Origin of the sequence: Streptomyces sp. NPDC005898 (genome assembly GCF_040629635.1) — a bacterium.
Lineage (GTDB): Bacteria > Actinomycetota > Actinomycetes > Streptomycetales > Streptomycetaceae > Streptomyces.
Map to the genome: position 1 here is coordinate 14133 of NZ_JBEXWC010000003.1, position 14692 is coordinate 28824.

Below are 14692 nucleotides of genomic sequence, written 5' to 3' on the forward strand. Positions count from 1 at the left end.
GGCTCAGCCGGTGGTGCCGGAGCGGATGGCGAAGACCTGGTCCAGTCCGGCCACGGCGAGGATGCGCAGGGTGTTGGCCGGGACGTCGAGCAGCGTCAGTTCGGCGCCCGCCGCGTGGGCCCGCTGCCGGGCGGCGAGCAGGGCGGTGATGCCGCTGGAGTCGCAGAAGTCCAGGCCGGACAGGTCGATGACCAGGCTCTGGCCACTGCTCAGGACCAGGGTGTGGAGCTGCTCGCGCAGGTCCGCGGACTGCTCGTAGTCGAGCGCGCCGCTCACGTGCAGCACAGGACCGGATTCGGCGTCCTGGCGAGTGATGTTCAGTGGGCTCATCTCACTGCTTCGGTGTCGGACGGGCACTCGGGCGGGCGGGGACGCCGAGCGCGAGCAGGGCGGTGTCGTCGTCCAGACCCTGGCCGAAGCCCTCCAGCAGCTTGCTCAGGGAGGTGATCACCGCGTCGGCCGAGGTGGAGAGGGCGTCGTCGAAGAAGGCGCGCAGGGCGTCGTCGCCGAACATGCTCTCGCGGCTGCGTCCGGCGCGGGCCTCGGTGAGCCCGTCGGTGTAGAGCAGGATCGTGTCGCCGGGACCGAGCGTGGCCTCCGCCGTGGTGAAGGGCGCGTCCGGCAGGGCGCCCACGAGCAGGCCCCCCGGAGTGGGGACGTAGTCGGTGTTGCCTGCTGCTCTGACGACCAGCGCCGGCGGGTGGCCGCCGGAGGCGAGCCGGATGGTGGCGCGCTCCCCGTCCGGTTCGATGACGCCGAAGATGGCGGTGCAGTAGCGGGGGTCGCCCCCGGCGGTGTAGCGGTCGTGCAGGACGGCGTTCAAGGTGGCGAGCGCCACGGCGGGCTCGGGGTCGTGCAGGGCGGCGGCGCGCAGGGTGTAGCGGGTCAGCGAGGTGAGCGAGGCCGCCTGAGGGCCCTTGCCGCACACGTCGCCGAGGAAGAACGCCCACCGTCCCCCGCCCAGCGGGAACAGGTCGTAGAAGTCGCCGCCCAGGAGGTCCGGGGAGGCGGTGTGGTAGTAGACCGCCGTCTCGAGCCCGGGGACGTCGGGCAGCGTGTCGGGGACGAGGGTCTGCTGGAGGGCGGCGAGCGCGTCGGCCAGCCGTTCGCGGTCGGCCTCGGCCTGCCGGCGCGCCTGCTCGGCCTCCGCGCGCGACCGCTCGGCCTCGGCGTGCGCTTCCTCGGCCTCGGCCCGAGCCTGTTCGGCCTCCTGGCGCCGGCGCAGGAGTTCCTGCTCGTAGGCGCGCCGGTCGGAGGCGTCGAAGACGGTGGTACGGATCAGCAGCGGCTCGCCGTGGCTGCCGTACTTGACCAGGGAGGAGACCAGGACCGGCAGCCGGCGCCCGTCGGTGGCCTTCATCTCCAGCGCTATGCCGCCCAGCTCACCCTGCATGCGCAGCAGCGGGGCGAAGTGTGTCTCGTGATAGAGCTTCCCGCCGACGGTCAGGAGGTCGGCGAAGCGCATTTCGCCGACCACGGCGTCGCGCTCCATGCCGAGCCAGTCGAGCAGCGTCGAGTTGATCTTGGCGATGGTGCCGTCCATCAGCGTCGACAGGTAGCCGCACGGTGCCGATTCGTAGAGGTCCTCGGCGCTGTCCTCCAGGAGCGCCGTGAACGCGGCGTTCGTGCCGGCCGCACCCCCGGCTCCCGGAGGCTCTCCGCTCGGACGGCACATCACCGCCGTTCCTCCAGGAAACCGAGGATCGCTTCGGCGGTGGCCTCCGGCGCGCTGAGCTGCGGGCAGTGCCCGGTGGCGGCCAGGGTGACCAGGCGGGAGGCGGGGATCGCGTCGCGTACATACGCGCCGACCTCGCGGGGCGCGATCACGTCCTCGGCGCACTCCAGCACGAGGGTCGGCACGGTCACGCTCTTCAGGTCCTCGCGGCTGTCGGACAGGAAGGTGGTCCGGGCGAAGACGCGGGCGATGGCGGGGTCGGTGGCGCAGAAGCTGTTGGTCAGCTCCTCCCCCAGCTCCGGGCGCTCCGGATTGCCCATGATCATCGGGGCCATCGCGGAGGACCAGCCGAGGTAGTTCGACTCCAGCGAGGCCAGTAGTTCGTCGATGTCGTCGGCGGTGAAGCCGCCGCGGTAGCTGTCGTCGTCGATGTAGCAGGGCGAGGGGGCCACCATCACCAGCGCCCCGATCCGCTCCGGCGCCGCGTGTGCGGCCATCACCCCCACCATGGCGCTCACCGAGTGACCCACGAAGACCGCCCCCTCCAGGTCCAGCTCCGCGCAGACCTCCACGACGTCCTGGGCGTAGCCGTGCAGGGAGGAGTACCGCTCCTGGCTCCAGGCCGACAGGTCCGAGCCGCCGGAGCCGACGTAGTCGAAGAGGACGACCCGGTGTCGCTCCGCGAGCGCGGGCACCACCAGCCGCCACATGTTCTGGTCGCAGCCGAAACCGTGCGCCAGGACCACCACCGGCCCGTCGGCGGGGCCCGTGACTGTCACGTTGTTCCTATGGCGAATGTCCATGTCGGCCATCCTCACAGGTCACTGATCGCCCTTGTCGGCCGGGCCTCCCCAAACGGAAGGAGGCAGGTCATATGCCCCATGGGCAGGGGATCATTTTCGGCCAACCTTAGTGCAGTGCTCAACAGGAGGCCAGGGCGGTCTGGCTGGCTCCGCAAGTGATCAATAGCCTGTGCGCGTTGCCTGTACCCACCAAGGAGCCCTATGTCCGCCGCGCTGCAGGTCCCCGACATCCTCTCGCCCGAGTTCGCCAAGGACCCCTACCCGGCCTACCGGGCGATGCGGGAGCGCGCGCCGCTCTTCTGGCACGAGGCGACACAGAGCTGGATCGTCTCGCGGTACGAGGACGTCGAGCGCGTGTTCAAGGACAAGGGCTCGCAGTTCACCACCGACAACTACGACTGGCAGATCGAGCCCGTCCACGGCAAGACGATCCTGCAGCTCAGCGGCCGTGAGCACGCCGTGCGGCGCGCGCTGGTCGCGCCCGCCTTCCGCGGCGGCGACCTGCGGGAGAAGTTCCTGCCCGTCATCGAGCGCAACTCCCGCGAACTGATCGACACCTTCCGCCACACGGGTGACGTGGACCTCGTGGCGGCCTACGCCACCCGCTTCCCCGTGAACGTGATCGCCGACATGCTGGGCCTCGACAAGGCCGACCACGCCCGCTTCCACGGCTGGTACACCACCGTCATCGCCTTCCTCGGCAATCTCGCGGGTGATCCGGAGGTCGCGGCGGCGGGCGAACGGACCCGGGTGGAGTTCGCCGAGTACATGATCCCGATCATCCGGGAGCGCCGCGAGCACCTCGGCGACGATCTGCTGTCCTCGCTGTGCGCCGCCGAGGTCGACGGGGTGCGCATGAGCGACGAGGACATCAAGGCCTTCTGCAGCCTGCTGCTCGCCGCCGGCGGCGAGACCACCGACAAGGCGATCGCCAGCATCTTCGCCAACCTCCTGACGCACCCCGAGCAGCTGGAGGCCGTCCGGCGGGACCGCACGCTGATCGCCAGGGCCTTCGCCGAGACCCTGCGGTACACGCCGCCCGTGCACATGATCATGCGGCAGTCGGCGACCGACGTGGAGCTGACCGGTGGCACCGTGCCCGCCGGGGCCACCGTGACCTGCCTGATCGGCTCCGCCAACCGTGACGAGCGGCGCTACCGCGACCCGGACCGCTTCGACATCTTCCGGGACGACCTGACCGCCACGACCGCGTTCTCCGCCGCGGCGGACCATCTCGCGTTCGCGCTCGGGCGGCACTTCTGCGTGGGCGCGCTGCTGGCCAAGGCCGAGGTGGAGATCGGCGTCGACCAGCTCCTGGACGCGATGCCCGACGTACGGCTCGCCGAGGGCTTCGACCCGGTGGAGCAGGGAGTGTTCACGCGGGGCCCGCAGTCCCTGCCCGTCCGGTTCACGCCCGTAGCTGCCTGACCGCGACGCGGGGCGCCGCCCGGGTGGGCGGCGCCCCGCGCGGGCTCAGTGAGTGACCGGCGTGAACTGCACCGGCAGCGACATCAGGCCGCGCATCCAGATGGACGGGCGCCAGGTCAGCTCCTCGGGCTCCACCGCGAGCACGAGGTCGGGCAGCCGCTCCAGGAGCGTCTCGACGGCGGTGCGGGCGATCACGTCGGCCAGCAGGGGTGCCGGGTAGGGGCAGCGGTGCTCGCCGTGGCTGAAGGAGAGGTGGGCGGAGTTCTCCGGGCCGACGTGCGATTCGGGCCAGATCTGCGGGTCGGTGTTGGCCGCCGCGAGGCCGAGGACCAGGCAGTCGCCGGCCCGGATCTGCCGCCCGCCGAGCTGGGTGTCGCGTACCGCCCAGCGGCCGATGAAGTTCTGCGTCGGCGTGTCGAGCCACAGCACCTCGTTGAGGGCCTCGCCCACGCTCAGCCGCCCGCCGGAGACGTTCAGGGCGAACCGCTCGTCGGTCAGCATCAGGCGCAGCGTGTTGCAGATCCAGTTCGCCGTGGGCTGCTGGGCCGCCGCGATGATGGAGATCAGGTCCTGGACGATCTCCTCGTCGGTCAGGTTCGCCGGATGCAGCAGCATCCGCGAGGTGACGTCCGCGCCGGGCCGCTCCCGCTTCTCCTTGACCAGGAGCTGGATGCGCTCGCCGACGCGGGTGTACGCCGCCACGGGGTCGTCACCCTCCCCCGCGTCGAGGGAGATCCGCAGGTCCTCGACGAGCTGCTGGGTGTCGGTGCCGGTGTGCGGCATGCCGCACATCTGCACGGCGGCCCGCATGGGCAGGGCGTGGGCGTACGCGCTCATCAGCTCCGCCTGGCCGCTGCCGGCGAACGAGGCGATCAGGCGGTCGGCGATCCGGCCGCTGTCCCGGGCGAGTTCGAACTGGTCGACTCCTTCGAGGGCCTCGGTGATCACGCCGGCCCGCCTGCGGTGCTCCTCGCCCTCGGTGAAGAGCACGGAGGGCTGGTAGCCGACGAACGGCATCAGGGGCCAGTCGGCGGGGATGCGGTCCCACTGGTTCCAGCGGCGCGAGTCCCGGGCGAACAGCTCGTCGTGGCCGGTCACATAGCTGACCTCGGAGTAGCCCAGTACCAGCCACGCGGGCACGTCCCCGTCGAGCAGCACCGGCGCGACCGCGCCGTGCTCGCGGCGCAGGCTGCGGTAGAGCTGCGCGGGCGTCTGCTGGTACTCCAGACCGCCCAGGCGAACGCCGCCCGCGTGCGCGGGACACCCCGGCGGTGGGGCGCTCGGCTCGTAAGGGGATCCGGTCGGCTCGGTCACGGTGTCATCTCCTGGGCCATGGCCAGTTTGTAGAGGTGGTCCACGAGGGTGATCAGGACGTCCTTGCCCGACGATCTGACCCTCGCGTCGCAGTCGATCAGGGGGACGTGCCCGGGCAGCGCGAGGGCCTGGCGTATCTCCTCCAGCGAGTGCCTGGAGGTGTCGTCGTCGAACCGGTTGACCGCCACCACGAACGGCGTCTTGTGGTGTTCGAGGCGGTCGATCGCGTACCAGGAGTCGTCCATGCGCCGGGTGTCGACGAGGACGACGGCGCCCAGCGTGCCGGAGAAGAGGCGGTCCCACAGAAACCAGAAGCGCTCCTGGCCCGGGGCTCCGAACAGATAGAGCACCACGCGCTCGTTGAGGCTGATCCGGCCGAAGTCGAAGGCCACCGTCGTGGTGGTCTTGGCGGCCACCTCGGTCGTCTCGTCGACGCCGACACCGGCCTGCGTCATCACCTCTTCGGTGTTCAGCGGCCGGATCTCGCTGACCGAACGGACCAGGGTGGTCTTGCCGACGCCGAATCCGCCCACGACGACTATCTTCAGCCCGGTCTCGGCGGTGTCGGACAGCGGAGTACGGGAAGGCAGCTCAGAGGTTGCGGAGCCCATGGAGCACCTCCTTGAGAAGGGCGGATTCGGGGATCGAGGCGACCGAGTGGGCCGCGCGGGGATGACGGGCCGTGATCCGGCCCATGGCGAGCATGTCGCCCAGCAGAATCCGCACCACGGTGATCGGCAGCTTGAGCTCCGCGGCGATCTCCACCACGGCCGAGGGGTGCCGGCACAGGTCGAGGATGCGGGCGTGCTCCGACTGCATGCCCGCGGCCGGCTCGCACTCGCTCACCACCAGCGTGACCAGGTCGAACGAGTCGTCGTCGGCCCGGCTGCGGCCGCCGGTGACCGTGTAGAGCCGGTCCGGGTCACCGATGTCCACGGGCCTGCGCGGCGTCACGAGGAGCCGCTGCCTTCACCCTCGGCGCGCGGTTCGGCACGCAGGTGCTCCCCGATCTGCTCCACCAGCTCGGTCATCTGGTGGCCCACCACGCCCGGGTCGGCGTTTTCGTCCGCGATGACCGCCAGGTGGGCGCCCAGCCCCGCTTCGACGATGAAGAGCAGCCCGCCGTGGAACTCGGTCATGGAGTGCCGGACGCCGCCGGTTCCGTCGCCGAACTCGGCGGACGCGCCCTGGGCGAGGGCCTGGATGCCGGAACAGATCGCCGACAGCTGGTCGGCCTGGTCCAGCGTCAGATGCTCGCTCCAGCACAGCTTCAGGCCGTCCCGGGAGAGCACCAGGGCGTGCCGCGTGCCCGGGGTGCGCTGGAGAAGGCTCTGCAGGAGCCAGGTCAGGCTGTTGTCAGTGGTCTGCATGGTGGGTGGGGCGAGGTGCTTCGGGCATGCCCAGTCACCGGCCCGTGCCTCCAATCTCACGATCTTGAGCGGGGGAAGGGGGAAGGGGGCGCCGGACCCGGGCGCCGTGCGGGGGTTTCGTCCTACTCGGCCGGTGGCCGACCGGGTGCGGCGGGGTGGCCGGGCGCGTCCGGGGGCTCGGGGGCCGTCGGGAAGGCCGGGGCGCCCCCGGCGCGGCGCGCGCGGTGGAAGGCGCCGAAGCGGGCACCGGCGTCCCGCGCGGGCTGCCCCGTCTCACCGGGGAGGTCCCCGGTCCCCGGAGCGGACGCGGCGTCGGAGGCCGCCTTGCGCTGACGGCGTTCGCGGTCCGCCTCGGCCATGGTGCGGCCGGGGGCGCGCACGGGCAGGCCGTTTGGCGTGGCGGCGGAAGCGGTCGCGGGAGCGGTCCGCGCCGGCCGGGCGGTGGCGTCCGCGGCCGGGGGCAGCGCCGCGGGGGGCAGCGCGCCGGCGGCGGGGAGCGCGGCGGCCGCGGCAGCCTCGGGGAGGGTGGGGTACGCCTCTGCCGTCGCAGCGGGCGCGGTGGGGAGCGGCGGGGTCGGCGGCGCGGTGTCGCGGCGTACGGCCGGCTGCTGCGGGGCGGGGTCGCGCTGCTGGGCGAGGAGCTGCGGCGGCAGGAGGACGACGACGCCGGTGCCGCCTCGCGAGGAGGGGCGGAAGTTGACGCTCATGCCGTACTTGGCGGCGAGGCGTCCGACGACGGCGAGGCCGAGGCGGGTGCCCTGGAGCGAGGCAAGGTCCGTGATCTTCCCGGAGACGGACTCCTCCGCGCGGCGCATGGCCGCGTCGGCCATGCGCAGGCCGCTGTCCTCGATGGTGACGACGATCCCGGCGCTGCGTTCCTCGACGTAGACGTGGACCTCGTCGATGGGCGGGGAGAAGTTCGCCGCGTTGTCCATGAGTTCGGCGAGCAGGTGCATGACGCTCTCGGCGGCGAATCCGGCGACGGCGACGGTGGTCGAGCAGTGCAGCCGTACCCGCTGGTAGGCGGAGATCCGGCCGACGGCGCCCCGCAGAATGCTCTCCATGACGATCGGCTTGTTCCACGCACGGCTGGAGCGGCCGCCCATGAGCAGGGCCAGGCGGTCGGTCATCAGGCCGAGCTGGGATGTGCTGTGGTCCAGCTTCAGCAGGTCGCCGAAGACCTCGACGCCATGGCGCTCCTGCATGTCCCGCAGGTCGGCGAGCATGCTCACGGACTTGGCCTGGACGCGGCTCAGCGCCTTGGCCGAGGCTGCCTGGGCGGCGGCGGCGCGGCGCTCGCTGTGCGCGAGTTCGCGGATGAACGATTCCGCGGGCAGGCGCAGCAGGGGGTTCTGCGGCCACTGGAGGGTGGCCAGGACGGTGTCGGCGGAGGCTCCCTCGCGCAGCTGCTCGATCGCGGCGGGCATGGTCACCTTGGTGAGCATGTCGAACTCGCCGGTGGCCTGGGCCAGTTGTCCCTGCGCGTGGTCGCGCTGGGCCTCAACGGCCTTGGCGTAGTGCACCGATTCCTCCATGGCGGAGGCGAACGTGTGCACGATCTGGCGCAGTTGGGGGTCCGAGGGGGGCGCGGTGTTCGCCAGGACCTCCCCCGCCGGCGCACCATCGCGCAGCTGCTTGACGAGCATGGGGAGGGTGACGTTCGCCAGGTGCGCGGACTCGGCGCCCTGACGGCCGAGCTGGGCCTTCAGGGCGTCGGCCTCGGCGCGTTCGGCGGCGGCCGAGCGGTGGGCGCGCCGCCCGGCGGCGGAGCCGACGAGCAGACAGACGGCAAGGCACAGCCAGCCGACCGCCGTCGAGGCCGCCGTCCAGCCACGGGCGGCGGCCGGTGCCGCGGCGACCGCGAGGGCGCCGGCGCCGCCGGTCACCGCCAGCACGCCGACGGGCACCGCCCACGCGGGGCGCCCTGCCTTCGCTATGCGGCGCGGGCTGGGAGGAGCAGGCACTGACATTCAGCGGTCCCTCGGTCCTTGAGTGCAGGCGGACAGCGAGCCGATCGATGCGCATCGGTCGCAGGCCCGGAAGGGGACGCCAAGAGGACGTCGATCTTCCGGACCTCACATCGCGCCATGCTAGCCACTCGTTTGGGCGCGAACGTCAGCGAGGTGGAACTCCTTGCCCCGCAGGGAAGTTCGTCGTGATCTCGCCCATTCGAACACGCGTCGGTGATAGAGGAGTTCGACTCTTTCCGGACGCAGGGGACTCCGCTGGGGCGCGGGCGGTATTTGACTGCCTCTTGGCACGCACACTCCGGGCCGCAGCGGGTACACGCAGCGGTGCAGGCAACCGTTCACCCCCGCTCTAGGAGGAGTCATGCCGGGAATGATGACGAAGATCAAGGATTTCGTCCGGAGTCCGCAGGGCCGGCGCACCGTGGAGCAGGTTCGTCGCGCCTCCGCCGACCCGCGGCGCCGTGCCCAGGCGCAGAGCCTCCTGGGCAAGCTGCGCCGGCGGTGACGTGCCCGGCGGGCCTCGGCGGGTGAGACACCGGTCGGGGCGGCAAGCGGGGACGGACGCGTATCCGTTCGCCTGATCCGGACCGCGCGTCCTACGCTCGGCCGCATGAGCAAGCCGCTTGTCGCCCTGCTGACCGGGGCGGGCATCTCCACGGACTCCGGCATTCCCGACTACCGCGGGCCGGGCGGCCTGTGGCGGCGCGACCCCGAGGCCGAGAAGCTCGTCACGTACGACTTCTACATGGGTGATCCCGAGATCCGGCGCCGGTCGTGGCGGATGCGCCGCGAGACCCATACGCTCGGGGCCCGGCCCAACGCGGCGCACCACGCGGTGGCCGCCCTGGAACGCTCCGGCGTGCCCGTACGGGTGATCACCCAGAACGTGGACGGACTGCACCAGCTCGCGGGCCTCCCCGAGCGCAAGGTGCTCGAACTGCACGGTTCGGCGCGGTCGGTGGTGTGCACCGGCTGCCGTGCGCGCGCTCCGATGGAGGAGGCGCTGGCCCGGGTGGAGGCGGGTGAGGCCGATCCGCCGTGCCAGATCTGCGGGGGCATCCTGAAGTCGGCGACGGTGATGTTCGGCGAGCACCTGGATCCGGTGGTCCTCGGCGAGGCGGTGGCGATCACCAAGGCCTGCCAGGTGTTCATCGCGGTCGGCACCAGCCTCCAGGTCCACCCGGCCGCCGGACTGGCCGGGCTCGCCGTCGACCACGGCGCACGGCTGATCATCGTCAACGCCGAGCCGACACCGTATGACGACCGCGCCGATCGCCTCGTGCGCGAGCCGATCGGCACGGCCCTTCCGCAACTGCTGCGGTCCGAGGAAGTGACGTAGGCGCACTGGGCCGGTTGCCGCCGTGCGGATGCGCCGAGGGGCTTGGCGCGGTCCACTGCCCTGCGTGGAACGCGGCAGGGAAGGAACCGGTCTCGTGGCGGAACAGGGCAAGGTCGTGGTCATCACCGGGGCGTCGAGCGGTGTCGGGAGGGCCTGTGCCCTGCGGTTCGCCTCGCGGGGCTGGTCGGTGGTGCTCGCCGCGCGGCGGGCCGCCGAGTTGGCGGAGGTCGCCGCCGGGTGCCGGAAGCACCGGGGCGCGCGGGCCCTCGTCGTTCCCACGGACGTGACGGATCCGGAGGCGGTCGACCGGCTCGCCCGGCGGGCCGTCGCCGCGTACGGCCGGATCGACGTGTGGGTCAACAACGCGGCGGTGGCCGCCTTCGGCTCGCTCCAGGAGATTCCCCCGGAGGTCTTCCGGCGGGTCCTCGACGTCGACGTCCTGGGCTGTGTGCACGGCGCCCGCGCCGCGCTCGGCGTGATGTGCGGGCAGGGCGGCGGCACCCTGGTCAACGTCTCCTCGGTCGTCGGGGCCGGCGTCGTGCCGTACAACATCCCCTACGTCGTCTCGAAGGCGGCGGTGCGGGCGCTGGGCGGCAGTCTGCGCCAGGAGATGCGGCTGGCGGGGCAGCGCGGCGTCCACGTGTGCACGGTGCTGCCCGCGACCATGGACACGCCGTTCTTCGAGAGCGCCGCCAACTATTCGGGCCGCAAAGTGCTTCCCATGGCGCCCGTGTACACGGCCGAACGCGCGGCGCGGACGGTGTTCCGGCTGGCCCGCCGCCCGCGCCGTGAGGTGTATGTCGGTCCGGCCGGCCGACTGCTCGGGATCCAGGCGAAAGTGGCGCCCGCGCTCGTGGAGCGGCTCCTGGCACACCAGATGGACCGCTCCCACCTCTCGCGCGAGGAGAGCGCCGCACCCACGTCCGGCAATGTGCTGCGTCCGCTCCCCCGCCCCGGCTCGGTGGGCGGCGGGTGGCACGGACGCAGGCGTACGGCGGTACGGCGGCTGGGTACCGTGACCCTGGCCGCCGGGGTCGTTCTCGCGATGGGCCGACGCGCGTGCGGCGGACCCGGACGGAGGTAGCCGCCCGGGTCCGCCACGCGCGGTGGGTCAGACGGCCGCCGGGAAGCGGTCCCAGACGCGGTGCTGGCCCAGCAGCCCGGCCACTTGCTCCAGCGCCTCCACACCGCCGCCGGCGAGGACGACGCCCGGTGCCGTGTCGGTGATGCCGGCCGCTCGGAGCGCCGCGTCCGCCCCGGCCCAGCCGCCGATCGCCTTGCCGTGGCGGAAGGCCTCGGCCGCCATCAGCAGGATGCGCGGGTCCACGGCGGTCCCGGTGCCCGAAGGTTCACCGGCCTTGGCGTCCCTGGCTCCGTACGCGTCGGCCCCGGGCGCCGGGGCCCCGGCGATCAGGAGCGCGTCGAACTCGACGGACCGGGCGTTGGCGAACGTCCGCTGGACGGCGATCGGCTCCTTGCCCGCGTCCAGTTGGCCGCCGGTGGGGGCGACGATGAGCGGCACCATGCCCGCGTCGAGCACGGCGCGGCGCACCGAGCGCAGCCCGTCGAGGTCACTCTCCCCGTCCGTGACGATGCCGATGATCCGGCCCTCCACGGGCCAGGTCTTGCCGATCTGGGAGAGGGCGGGGCTGGGCTCGGGGTCGGCCAGGTTCTCGGTCGGCTGCGGCGCGGGCAGGCCGAGGCCGGTGGCGACCTGCCGGCACAGCTCGGTGTCGATGTTGGCGAGGACCTGGAGCGCCCGTTCCTTGATGGCCTGCTCGTAGCACTTGCTCAGCTCGAAGGTGTACGCGGCGATGATGTGCTCCTGCTCGACGGGCGTCATGGAGCGCCAGAAGAGCCGGGGCTGGCTGAAGTGGTCGGCGAAGGAGGCCGGGGCCTGCCGGACCTTCTGCGCGGCCGGTACCTCGACGGGCACCTCGACGAAGGCGCCGTTGTCCGCGCCCGCGAGGAAGGGGCAGCCGCCGTCGAGGGAGTTGGGCCGATAGGGGGCGGTGCCGGCGTGGACGGCGGTCTGGTGCATGCCGTCGCGCAGCATGTCGTTGACCGGCGCGTGGGTGCGGTTGATGGGCAGCTGGCCGAAGTTGGGGCCGCCGAGCCGGCTGATCTGCGTGTCCAGGTACGAGAAGAGGCGGCCGGTGAGCAGCGGGTCGTCGGTGATGTCGATGCCCGGGACGAGATGGCCGGGGTGGAAGGCGACCTGCTCGGTCTCGGCGAAGTAGTTGGTCGGGTTCGCGTTCAGGGTGAGCAGCCCGATCGGCTGTACGGGCGCGAGCTCCTCGGGAACGATGTTGGTGGGGTCGAGCAGGTCGATGCCCTGGAAGCTCTGCTCGGGGTTGTCGGGGAAGACCTGGATGCCCAGTTCCCACTGCGGGAAGGCGCCCGCCTCGATGGCGTCGGCGAGGTCGCGGCGGTGGAAGTCGGGGTCCATGCCATTGGTGATCTGGGCTTCTTCCCAGGTCAGGGAGTGCACGCCGAGCTTCGGCTTCCAGTGGAACTTGACGAGGGTGGTGGCGCCCTCGCTGTTCACGAGCCGGAAGGTGTGGACCCCGAAGCCCTCCATCATGCGGTAGGAGCGCGGGATGCCGCGGTCCGACATGTTCCACAGCGTGTGGTGGGCCGCTTCCGTGTGGAGGGTCACGAAGTCCCAGAACGTGTCGTGCGCGCTCTGGGCCTGCGGGATCTCCCGGTCGGGGTGCGGCTTGCCCGCGTGGATGATGTCGGGGAACTTGATGGCGTCCTGGATGAAGAAGACCGGGATGTTGTTGCCGACGAGGTCGAAGGTGCCTTCCTCGGTGTAGAACTTGGTGGCGAATCCCCGGGTGTCGCGGACCGTGTCCGAGGAGCCGCGGGAGCCGAGGACCGTGGAGAACCGCACAAAGACGGGTGTCTCGGCGTCCTTGGCGAGGAACGCCGCCTTGGTGACGTTCGCCGCCGTCCCGTACCCCTTGAAGATGCCGTGGGCCGCCGCTCCGCGGGCGTGGACCACGCGCTCCGGGATGCGCTCGTGGTCGAAGTGCGTGATCTTCTCGCGCAGGTGGTGGTCCTGGAGCAGGACCGGCCCGCGGGCGCCGGCCTTGAGCGAGTGGTCCGTCTCGTACAGGCGGGCGCCCTGCGCCGTGGTCAGGTAGGCGCCGCTCTGGGCGCGCGCGGAGGCGGGGGCGCCGGTGGGCTTGCCCGTCGGGGAGACCGCTTCCGGGCTCTCCTGGTCGGGCTTGGGCGGCAGGGGTTCGTGCGGCTCGGTGGGCTCGGCGACCGTCGGGGGCTGGGGGGCCGGGGCTCCGGGGATGTCGTTGCGGTGCTCGTCGCTCATGGTCGCTCCAGAAGTGAGGGAGGGGGGTGTCACAGCCATGGCCTCGGCGGGGCCCGCCCAAACAGGACGTTCGCCCGTCCAGCCGTGCCCCTGCGGCGAAAGCCGCCCAGGGGCACAGGCGCCGTGTCCGACGGGTCGCCCGTTGTGGGGAAGAGGCCGCGGGACGAGAGGGGCGATGGACGGCGGCACGGTCGGGTGCCGCCTGCTGCGCCTGCCGCCCCGGGTTCCCGAGGTCCACGGGGCGAAACGGAATACCTGGGGCGGGCGGAGCGCGCCCGGCCCGGACCGGCTCAGGCGGCCAGGCTGGAGTCGTCCTGGGAGGCCACTCCGGCGAGCTGGGCCCTGGCCGCCGCGATGGCCGCGTCGAGCGTGCGCGTGCCGGTGGAGACGCAGAGGGTGTAGGTGACGTCGTCGAGCTGTCGGCGGACTTCGGCGGAGTCCTCCTTCGCCTGGAGCTCTCTCAGCGTCGCGTGGTTCTCGAGCAGGGCGTGCACGAAGGAGGGGTGGGGCCTGAGCACGGGGTGGTCCTTCCGTCCGATGCGAGGAATCGCGGTTCTGGTGCGGGAAGCGCCGTTCGGCTGTCCCCTTGTGCCCCTGGGGGCGGGCGGTATTCATACAATTTCGGGCGGGCTCGTGAGATGTCCTTTACCGCCCTGCTCCGGGGTGGGGCCATAGGGGGCAATGGCGGGCACCGCGAGCGACGCGGGTGTTTTCGATGTCGCTCGCAGGGCAACCGGCAGGAACAGCAATACGGCGCTCAGCGATTAGCCAGTCGCCGGTGAACAGACCATGGAGGCCCTGACATGCTGAAGGCCATCGCAGACATCTTCCGTGCCATCGGCGGAGCCATCGCCACGGTGGTCACGCTCCCGTTCCGTGCCGTCGCGCGGCTCTTCGGCGGCGCTTCCAACACCGCTCACGGTCGCCACTGACGGCAGGGCCGCATCCAGGTCACAGCGCCGACTTCCGCACCGTCGCCACGCTTGCGCGATGGGATCGGTCCGCGACTGTCGCGGAGGACTCATCAGGCGCATACTTGGAAATAATTCAGAGGGTCGGAGGATCCAATGATCGCACTCGGCGTCATCCTGCTCGTTATCGGTCTGGTGACCGGTATATCCATTCTGTGGACCATCGGTCTCATCCTGGTCGTCATCGGTGCCGCCCTGTGGGTGCTCGGCTCCGTCGGCCACGCCGTCGGCGGTCGGCGACACTACTGGTAGTGGCAACCCGGTACCTTCTGTGACCGCGGGTCGGTGGCTCTGAACCACCGGCCCGCGGCGAGGTCGTCCCCACGCCGCTCCCCCAGCCGGCGAACCGTTCCCCGAACGGATCGCCGGCTCTGTCATGTTCTGGCGCAGCCACTGCGGACATGGCGAGGCGACCACTCCTGCGAACAGGGCGAGGCGACCACCTGAGAGGCCCACGCCAAACCCCCACGCGCCGTAGCGTCCCTGACCCC

16 protein-coding genes are annotated in these 14692 nt (G+C 71.8%); 6 read left to right on the plus strand and 10 right to left on the minus strand.

The annotated features are described in order from the left end of the window. Positions 1 to 3: 3 nt before the first annotated feature. From ABZ385_RS05265 to ABZ385_RS05275, 3 genes are read right to left on the minus strand one after another with little or no spacing between them, the layout of a single operon-like run. A complete protein-coding gene (locus ABZ385_RS05265) occupies positions 4 to 330 on the minus strand; it encodes an STAS domain-containing protein (RefSeq protein ID WP_358589259.1) in 327 nt (108 codons plus the stop codon). A gap of 1 nt (position 331) precedes the next feature. Beyond that, positions 332 to 1675, minus strand: coding sequence for a SpoIIE family protein phosphatase (locus ABZ385_RS05270; RefSeq protein WP_358697564.1), 1344 nt, complete (start codon positions 1673 to 1675; stop codon positions 332 to 334). After that, positions 1675 to 2478 carry an alpha/beta hydrolase gene (locus ABZ385_RS05275; RefSeq protein ID WP_358909788.1) on the minus strand — a complete coding sequence of 268 codons (804 nt, stop codon included), beginning with the start codon at positions 2476 to 2478 and terminating at the stop codon, positions 1675 to 1677. Before ABZ385_RS05275 ends, ABZ385_RS05270 begins: the two co-directional genes overlap by 1 nt. 201 nt (positions 2479 to 2679) lie before the next feature. On the opposite strand from ABZ385_RS05275, the gene ABZ385_RS05280 reads away from it, so the two are divergent. Next, on the plus strand, positions 2680 to 3906 hold the full coding sequence (locus ABZ385_RS05280) for a cytochrome P450 (protein ID WP_358589266.1): 1227 nt from the start codon (positions 2680 to 2682) through the stop codon (positions 3904 to 3906). Positions 3907 to 3951: 45 nt separating this feature from the next. Here the strand turns inward: ABZ385_RS05280 and ABZ385_RS05285 are convergent, their stop codons facing one another. The 5 genes from ABZ385_RS05285 to ABZ385_RS05305 form a co-directional block, all read right to left on the minus strand. Further along, entirely contained in the window at positions 3952 to 5220 is a 1269-nt protein-coding gene (locus ABZ385_RS05285) for a cytochrome P450 (RefSeq protein WP_358909790.1), read from the minus strand. Further along, positions 5217 to 5831 (minus strand): ATP/GTP-binding protein, encoded by a 615-nt coding sequence (locus ABZ385_RS05290; RefSeq protein ID WP_358909792.1) that lies wholly within the window; start codon positions 5829 to 5831, stop codon positions 5217 to 5219. Before ABZ385_RS05290 ends, ABZ385_RS05285 begins: the two co-directional genes overlap by 4 nt. After that, positions 5812 to 6174, minus strand: coding sequence for a DUF742 domain-containing protein (locus tag ABZ385_RS05295; RefSeq protein ID WP_358589273.1), 363 nt, complete (start codon positions 6172 to 6174; stop codon positions 5812 to 5814). The genes ABZ385_RS05290 and ABZ385_RS05295 overlap by 20 nt, the downstream gene beginning before the upstream one ends. Beyond that, positions 6171 to 6590, minus strand: a complete 420-nt coding sequence (locus ABZ385_RS05300) for a roadblock/LC7 domain-containing protein (protein ID WP_358589276.1) — start codon at positions 6588 to 6590, stop codon at positions 6171 to 6173. Before ABZ385_RS05300 ends, ABZ385_RS05295 begins: the two co-directional genes overlap by 4 nt. Positions 6591 to 6712: 122 nt before the next feature. After that, positions 6713 to 8560: an ATP-binding protein gene (locus ABZ385_RS05305; RefSeq protein WP_358909794.1), complete on the minus strand. Its 1848-nt coding sequence runs from the start codon at positions 8558 to 8560 to the stop codon at positions 6713 to 6715. A 370-nt stretch (positions 8561 to 8930) separates the two neighbouring features. Between ABZ385_RS05305 and ABZ385_RS05310 the strand changes: the two genes are divergently transcribed. The 3 genes from ABZ385_RS05310 (at position 8931) to ABZ385_RS05320 (ending at position 10983) form a co-directional block, all read left to right on the plus strand. Further along, entirely contained in the window at positions 8931 to 9065 is a 135-nt protein-coding gene (locus ABZ385_RS05310) for a hypothetical protein (RefSeq protein WP_358584531.1), read from the plus strand. A 105-nt stretch (positions 9066 to 9170) separates the two neighbouring features. Further along, complete coding sequence (locus ABZ385_RS05315; RefSeq protein ID WP_358584528.1) at positions 9171 to 9899, plus strand: Sir2 family NAD-dependent protein deacetylase; 729 nt, start codon at positions 9171 to 9173, stop codon at positions 9897 to 9899. 94 nt (positions 9900 to 9993) lie between these two features. Beyond that, entirely contained in the window at positions 9994 to 10983 is a 990-nt protein-coding gene (locus ABZ385_RS05320) for an SDR family oxidoreductase (protein WP_358909796.1), read from the plus strand. A gap of 27 nt (positions 10984 to 11010) precedes the next feature. On the opposite strand, the gene ABZ385_RS05325 is transcribed toward ABZ385_RS05320, so the two are convergent. Next, complete coding sequence (locus ABZ385_RS05325; protein WP_358584524.1) at positions 11011 to 13230, minus strand: catalase; 2220 nt, start codon at positions 13228 to 13230, stop codon at positions 11011 to 11013. A gap of 290 nt (positions 13231 to 13520) precedes the next feature. Further along, entirely contained in the window at positions 13521 to 13748 is a 228-nt protein-coding gene (locus ABZ385_RS05330; RefSeq protein WP_358584523.1) for a DUF5133 domain-containing protein, read from the minus strand. 285 nt (positions 13749 to 14033) lie between these two features. Between ABZ385_RS05330 and ABZ385_RS05335 the strand changes: the two genes are divergently transcribed. Together ABZ385_RS05335 and ABZ385_RS05340 are read left to right on the plus strand one after the other, a co-directional pair. After that, positions 14034 to 14162 (plus strand): LPFR motif small protein, encoded by a 129-nt coding sequence (locus ABZ385_RS05335; RefSeq protein ID WP_358699524.1) that lies wholly within the window; start codon positions 14034 to 14036, stop codon positions 14160 to 14162. Positions 14163 to 14297: 135 nt separating this feature from the next. Beyond that, positions 14298 to 14453: a DUF6131 family protein gene (locus ABZ385_RS05340; RefSeq protein WP_358584521.1), complete on the plus strand. Its 156-nt coding sequence runs from the start codon at positions 14298 to 14300 to the stop codon at positions 14451 to 14453. Positions 14454 to 14692 lie beyond the last annotated feature (239 nt).